General features: G+C 45.1%; 1 protein-coding gene. It reads left to right on the top strand.

What is annotated here, in order from left to right:
* Positions 1–224, top strand: a 224-nt coding sequence (locus JO950_RS22170) for a hypothetical protein (RefSeq protein ID WP_202704574.1), incomplete at both ends; no start/stop codon positions are given.

Genomic DNA, 224 nt, shown 5'->3' with positions numbered 1-224 from the left:
ATTTGTGAAACTGCAACTAAAACCTTAACTGCTACACCAGCAGGAGGTACCTGGAGCATTGTTTCAGGAGGCGGAAGTATCACTGGTTCAGTTTATACCCCGGCAGATGTTACAGCAGATACAGCGGTAACGATAAAATACACAGTAGCTTCTAACGGAAGTTGTGCTGCAACAAGTTCAGATGTAACCTTCACGGTGAATGCGTTTGCAGGTACCGCCAATAA

The organism is Flavobacterium sp. UGB4466, assembly GCF_903469665.1.
Classification (GTDB): Bacteria; Bacteroidota; Bacteroidia; order Flavobacteriales; family Flavobacteriaceae; genus Flavobacterium; species Flavobacterium lipolyticum.
Note: the sequence above shows the minus strand (reverse complement) of the source record. Positions and strands in the feature narration are given on the sequence as shown.